Source organism: Bacillus sp. MYb209, assembly GCF_002975175.1.
In the GTDB taxonomy this organism is placed as follows: domain Bacteria; phylum Bacillota; class Bacilli; order Bacillales; family Bacillaceae_G; genus Bacillus_A.
This window is the reverse complement of sequence record NZ_PCNZ01000032.1, coordinates 1-6612: the sequence shown is the minus strand read 5'-3', so window position 1 is coordinate 6612 and position 6612 is coordinate 1. Positions and strand designations below refer to the sequence as shown.

General features: G+C 36.9%; 4 protein-coding genes. 1 reads left to right on the top strand and 3 read right to left on the bottom strand.

Features of this window, described 5'->3' with window-relative positions:
* Position 1: 1 nt before the first annotated feature.
* The 3 genes from CQZ94_RS26330 to CQZ94_RS32475 are packed head-to-tail and all read right to left on the bottom strand — an operon-like array spanning position 2 to position 6007.
* Positions 2 to 4561 carry a non-ribosomal peptide synthetase gene (locus CQZ94_RS26330; RefSeq protein ID WP_105587862.1) on the bottom strand — a complete coding sequence of 1520 codons (4560 nt, stop codon included), beginning with the start codon at positions 4559 to 4561 and terminating at the stop codon, positions 2 to 4.
* A gap of 14 nt (positions 4562 to 4575) precedes the next feature.
* Complete coding sequence (locus CQZ94_RS26325) at positions 4576 to 5838, bottom strand: MFS transporter (protein WP_105587860.1); 1263 nt, start codon at positions 5836 to 5838, stop codon at positions 4576 to 4578.
* Positions 5839 to 5860: 22 nt separating this feature from the next.
* On the bottom strand, positions 5861 to 6007 hold the full coding sequence (locus tag CQZ94_RS32475) for a DnaB-like helicase N-terminal domain-containing protein (protein WP_105587858.1): 147 nt from the start codon (positions 6005 to 6007) through the stop codon (positions 5861 to 5863).
* Positions 6008 to 6326: 319 nt separating this feature from the next.
* Here CQZ94_RS32475 and tnpA point away from each other — a divergent pair.
* On the top strand, positions 6327 to 6612 hold a 286-nt coding region (gene tnpA, locus CQZ94_RS26315; RefSeq protein WP_105587873.1), incomplete at its 3' end, for an IS200/IS605 family transposase.

Genomic DNA, 6612 nt, shown 5'->3' with positions numbered 1-6612 from the left:
TTTACACCCTCTTCTTTGTTAATTTAAGTAATACTTTGCTCAAGCTTTCTTCCGTAAGGTCCTCCGCATCACCAAAATCTGATACTGTAAAAGCAGACTCTGTTGTTGGTTTATTTATAAGTTGACGAAGATGCCTCAACATACCATCTGCCATCGCTTGAATTGTTAATCTAGAAAACTGTTCTCTACTATACATCCAAACAAAATGTAGCTTCTCATCTTTTACCATACCCACGACATCAATTAGATGAGATGGTTTGGAATCTTGAGCATGGTCTAAGAATGTAAACCCTGTCTCTTGCATAAATAAAGATTCTTCGGAAAACACTTGATCAAATTGGCCCAAATAGTTAAAGCTTATTGATGGTTTTTGCTGCTGATAGAATGGGAGTAATTCTCTGTTCAAGTAGCGTAAAATGCCAAAATCAACGCCATGATTCGGAATTCGACGCAATTGATCTTTCACAGCCTTTAATCCTTCAATAGGTGTTGTTGTTCCTTGAAAATCAAGGTGAACGGGATAAATACTCGTGAACCACCCCACTGTCCGTGAAAGATCAACACCTTCAATCAGCTCTTCTCTCCCGTGTCCTTCCAGATGAATAGAAACCTTATGCTGATTTGTACGGTCGACTATAGCTTGTCCCAGTGCCGTCAATAGTACCTCGTTAATCCTTGTCTTATGAGTTCCTGGAACTTCTTGTAAAAGCGCATGGGTTTCTTCTACTCCTAAAGTCCTCGTCACTTGAACAATCAATTCTTCTGTTGTTTCTTGTATTGGGTAGTCCATCGGAATCGGAATCGTTTCTTTTTCTTCCTGCTCCTTCCAATAATCTTGTAATTCTTTTGAAATACCTGAATCACTGTATGTCTGCAGTCGTTCCGACCACTCTTTAAAAGATGTACTTTTCGTAGGTAACCGAACCTTCTGACCTTGTTTTATCTGGTTGTATACGGCCTGTAAATCTTCCAATAGGATTCGCCATGATACCCCATCTACTACTAAATGATGAATCACCCAGAATAATCGATCATTCCCATTCAACATATCCTCAAAGTAAACTACTCTCATTAACGGACCTGTAACTAAATTGAAGCTGGCTTGAGTGGTATCCATCTCTTCTTGTATCACTTGATTCCACACCTGTTGATTAGCATTGTTCCGCTTTACCACACGAAGTATAGACTGCTCATTAATTCCCTCGTTTCTCTGCCTCCAGGTTCCATTTGGTAACTGCTCGTACCGGAAACGTAAAGCATCATGATGTTTAAGTAAATTTAATAAAGCTCCCTCTAGTAACTTCATATCTAATCTATCGCTTACTCTTAAAAGCATCGATTGATTCCAATGATGTGGGCGTAAATGTTCTTGCTCGAAGAACCAGTACTGAATTGGAGTAAGAGGTACATCTCCTGTCACAACTCCCTGCTCCGCTTGTACTCCCTGATTTTCTGTGACCACTTGTGCCAACTCAGCAATAGTTGGGCATTCAAACATTTGCTTTGGAGTAAGTTTTAATCCCGATTGACTCGCTTGTGATATGATCTGAATGCTGAGAATCGAGTCCCCACCAATTTCAAAGAAGTTATCATGAATTCCCACCTTTTTAACCCCTAATACCTGCTTCCAAATGGTAGCTAGTTTTTCTTCGTTACTATTCCGAGGGGTAACACATTCACTTTTAACCTTCTTTTCCTCTGGTATAGGTAAAGCCTCACGATCAACTTTCCCGTTAGCAGTTAGTGGAATAGCTTCCATCATCACAAATCCTGAAGGAACCATATAGCTAGGTAGTTTCGCTTTAAGATACTCTCTCCACACACCTACATTCCCATCCCCTACAACATAAGCCACCAATCGTTTATCACCTGGCTGGTCTTCTCGAACAATCACAACAGCCTCTTTTATAGATGCATGTGCGTTTAAAATAGATTCAATTTCCCCAATTTCAATTCGGAAGCCACGAATTTTCACCTGGTGATCAATTCGTCCACGATAATCCAGATTCCCATCCGGCAAGAATCTCACCAAGTCTCCTGTCCGATATAATCTTGCTTTCGGATCACTGCTAAATGGATGAGGTATAAAGCGCTCTGCAGTTAATTCAGGTCGATTTAAATACCCACGTGCAAGCCCTGCTCCACCAATATATAGTTCCCCATCTACACCAATAGGCACAGGCTGTTGACGGGCATCTAGCACATACACTTCTAAATCTTGAAGCCGTTTTCCGATATTACTATGTGAAGAGTACCGGACCTCATCTAGAGTAATCGGAAAATAAGTAACATGAACGGTAGTTTCTGTAATTCCATACATATTAATTAACTGTGTTTCCTTCTCTCCATACTTTAGAAACCACGGTAACAAGCTAATAGGGTCTAATGCTTCCCCACCAAATATTACATAACGTAGATGCAAATTTTTATTCTCATCCTCTTGTTCACACACCTGTATTAATTGTCGAAATGCGGAAGGCGTCTGATTTAGAACCGTGACTTCTTCCTCTACCAATAGTTGATAGAAATCCTTAGGCGATCGACTAATCCAGTAAGGAACAACAACCAGTTTTCCACCATACAATAATGCTCCCCAAATTTCCCATACTGAGAAATCAAATGCATAAGAATGAAAAAGCGTCCAAGTATCTTTTTCATTAAACTGATACCAACATTCCGTTGATTTAAATAAACGAATAACATTGTTATGCTCTACCATGACGCCCTTCGGATTCCCTGTTGATCCCGAAGTATAGATTACGTAAGCTAGGTGTTGAGGATTTACATTAGAAATCGGTAAAGTCTTACTTTCTTGCTCAATCTCATCTCGATCACGATCAAGACAAATCGATTTTATATTTTCTGGTAACCATTTCAATCCTTTTAAACTTTCTTGCGTTACAACTAATTGAATGCTAGCATCTTCTAAAATATACTGAAGTCGCTGCTCTGGATATGTTGGATCAAGTGGAACATAAGCTCCACCAGCCTTCAAAATCCCCAAAATGCCTACAATCATTCCCAGAGAACGTTCAACACAAAGGCCCACCAAAGAATCGGGTCCTATTCCTTTTTTCTGTAGATAATGTGCTAACTGATTTGCACGTTCATTTAGCTCTCTATAGGTAACCCTCTCCTTTTCATACATAACTGCAATAGCATTTGGATAAATCATCGCTTGCTGTTCAAACAATTCATGAATGGTTGCATGATATGGAAAGTCAAGCTTTGGTTCATTGAACTCTACTAAACTTTTTCTTTTATCTTCTTCTGAAATAATTTCAATCTCAGAAACTTTTTGCTTTGGGTTTTTAAATGTATTTTCTATTATTGCTAACATAGTTTTAAAAAAGCGGTTTATCTCTTCTTTAGAAAATAGCTCTTTACGATAGTCAATATGTACTTGTAAAGAGTTTATATCAGTCAAATTTTCAATATGTACTGCAAAATCTTGCATTTCTTCACCATTTGGAATCCAAAGTGAGTCACCACTTTCATCACGATCTCTATAATCAATCGTAGTTCCGAAAAGTCTAACATTGCTGTTGTTCTCTTTATTAATCTGCTTTAATAACAAATCAAATGGAAATTTCTGATGTCGTAATGATTTACTTTGTTTTCTGGACACTCGACCAATAAATGAAAGTACTTCTTCTTCAGGATCGATATCCATTCTTAGAGGAACTGTACTCACCATCATTCCAATTAATTCCCGCTCCATTTTAGTCATACGATTGCCATAAGCCATTCCTAATGCAATATCAAGCGACGAGGTCCACCGATACATCGACAACGAAAACGCAGCAACAAAAAGAGTATATGCGCTAATTTTATAATCTTCAGAAAATTTTTCTATCTTTCTCTTCAAATACTCCGATAATATAAACGTCTCGCGTGATGCTCTCGTACTAACTTGGTACGCATTATAGGACTTCAATCCCGTCACAGATGGAAGTGTTTTGAATTCCTCTAACCAGAATTTTTGATCTTTTTGAAAGCGACTACCATTCAAGTATGTTTGTTCATTGATTAGAAATTTAACATATGAATTTCTAAGTACGCCTTCATCAGTCTCGCTATGAATCTCATAATAATATTTAGCAATCTGACTAGTAAAAATTTGGATTGATAAACCATCCATGATAATGTGATGAACATTCCCAAAGACTGCACATTCATTATCGTTTAATTTTATTAAAGCAAAATAGTATAAATCAGAATCAACTAATGTAAACGTTTCTTGTGTTTTCTGCTCAATCCATTTCTCCAGCAAATCTGGATCTTTCACGGAACTGAAATCGAAAAACTCAAATTCTTGTTCTTCATGTTTAACAAAATATTGTTCAGGTTGCTGATGCCCATTTTCTTTTAGTCTGATGCAAAGACCATCATTTTCACTAATAACACGATTCACAACTCGGTTTAATTTTGAATAATCCATTTTTCTGTGAAGTTTAAATAAAAACCTTAAATTACATATCCCTTTACCGGAATGAATAACTTCTGTATACCATATTCTCCTCTGTGGATGACTTAACGGATAACATTCTTCATTGGCCATAAAAAATCTTCCCTTCAAAAATTATTTACTCTTATAGGTTCTTGTTTATGTTTAACCCATATATATTTCTGTAGTGAAACCCCAATTACTCCAATGATGATGAGCCCAATACCCACATAAAAATAGAGTTCAATTACTCCGAAAAAGTGAACCAGTGGACCGCTCATAGCAGGAGAAATAATGAGGACTGCATTTGCTAAACTGCTTTGAATCCCAAATACTCTTCCGACCTGTTCTTGATGAGATTCTATTTGTAGAATGACTTGATTGGATACAAGCATAAGTCCACTTCCAATACCAGCTATAAAACTAATCAGATAGGCAAAAATTAGGGATGTACCAGGACTTATCAGAGTTATCAGACTAATCCCCCCGAAGCCAATTCCCATTAAAGCAATACCTCCACATATTACCCAACCATATTGAAAATGTTTTAATTTCTGAGTTAAGAATGCGCCAATTATTCCCCCAAGACCAATAATAGAAATGATGTATCCCATTTTACTCTTATCATTTGGGAACAAGCTTTTAAATAAAGTAGGGAACTGTGAGTCTACTAATTGTAATACTGCCATAGCTATTGTAAAGAAAATCATGGTTGATAATATCATCCGATTGGATAATACATAACCCCAGCCTTGTAACCAAGCAGTCCAAGTACTTTGCTGTTTCTTTTCTATATGTTCTCTTGACAGAGATTCCTGTAACCTTATTGTGGGCAACAGAACCAAAGCAGCTAGTAAACAGCATATTGCCCTTATAATCAGACAAACTTCTGGCTGAAACCAGCCCAGTAACATACCTCCTATAAGTGGGCCCAGTATCTTGGTTCCTTGCTCAACTATCCCATTGATACTTACCGCTTTGGTAAGCAGATCAGGAGAAACAATCTGTCGTGTTAGTGTTTGCTGTGCAGGATAATAAAAAACGGTGAAAATGGAACGAACCATTAATGCTAACAAAAGCCAATGAATATTTTGGACAAATAAAAGAACAATTGTTAATAAACCAACCATTAGATTACAAAACATCATAATTGGAATTTTTCTAAAGCGATCAGCAATCACGCCTGCCCATGAACTAAATATAATCCCAGGAAGTGCATACGCAACGGGAATTAATCCAATCATGGTGGGGTCTACTTCCCATTCAAAACTAACAATGGTCATAATGGCTAACATGTCAATAAATACTCCGAGCATAAGCAGTGAATACGCAGAGAAAACTTGTAAATAAATTGTATTTCCCCATAGACTTTTTGATTCGGTAGTTTTCATAAAAACGAGCTCCTTAAGTTTACTAAATAGGGACGATAGAAACTAATTGAGTGGGATACGAGACTTCTCCCGCCTCTTCAATCCTATTCTTTTTTTGCAGTTCGTTTGTGATAGTAATGAAATCAATAGCTTGCTTAGACTCTCTCAAAGACACTAACGCTCTAAAAATGAGATATTAACTAACAATTAAATCATAACACTCCTATTAATGGGATTATTTTCTAAAAATAATATAGAAAATAATGAATATTCCGATTATTGTTTTTTCTAAAAACCAGAAATATTTCTATAAAACAACTAAATTAAGATTGAATCGTATCGCAGATTTTAACGAATTCCTCGAAAGAATTCTCCTTCCTCAAGCGCGTGAAGGGCGTAGCCCAACGGTAGGTGGGAGATGAATTTCGGTTTGGCGTAGCCAAAAGGCTTTGCTTTTTATTTTGCCTCTGATATAATCAGTCTTATAAAGCATAAAGGTTGGTATATAAATGAAATTAGATAGCAATAACCATTCAGTATTCTTATTGTATTATCATCTTGTGTTGGTCGTAAAATACAGAAGAAATGTGTTTGATGATGATATATCAGACTATGCAAAAGACATGTTTGTGCGATTATCTGAAAACTATAACACCACATTAGTTGAATGGAATCATGATGTAGACCATGTTCATATTTTGTTCAAGGCACATCCTAATACAGAAATGACAAAATGCATCAATGCTTATAAGAGTGCAAGCTCTCGACTAATCAAGAGAGACTTTCCACAAGTGA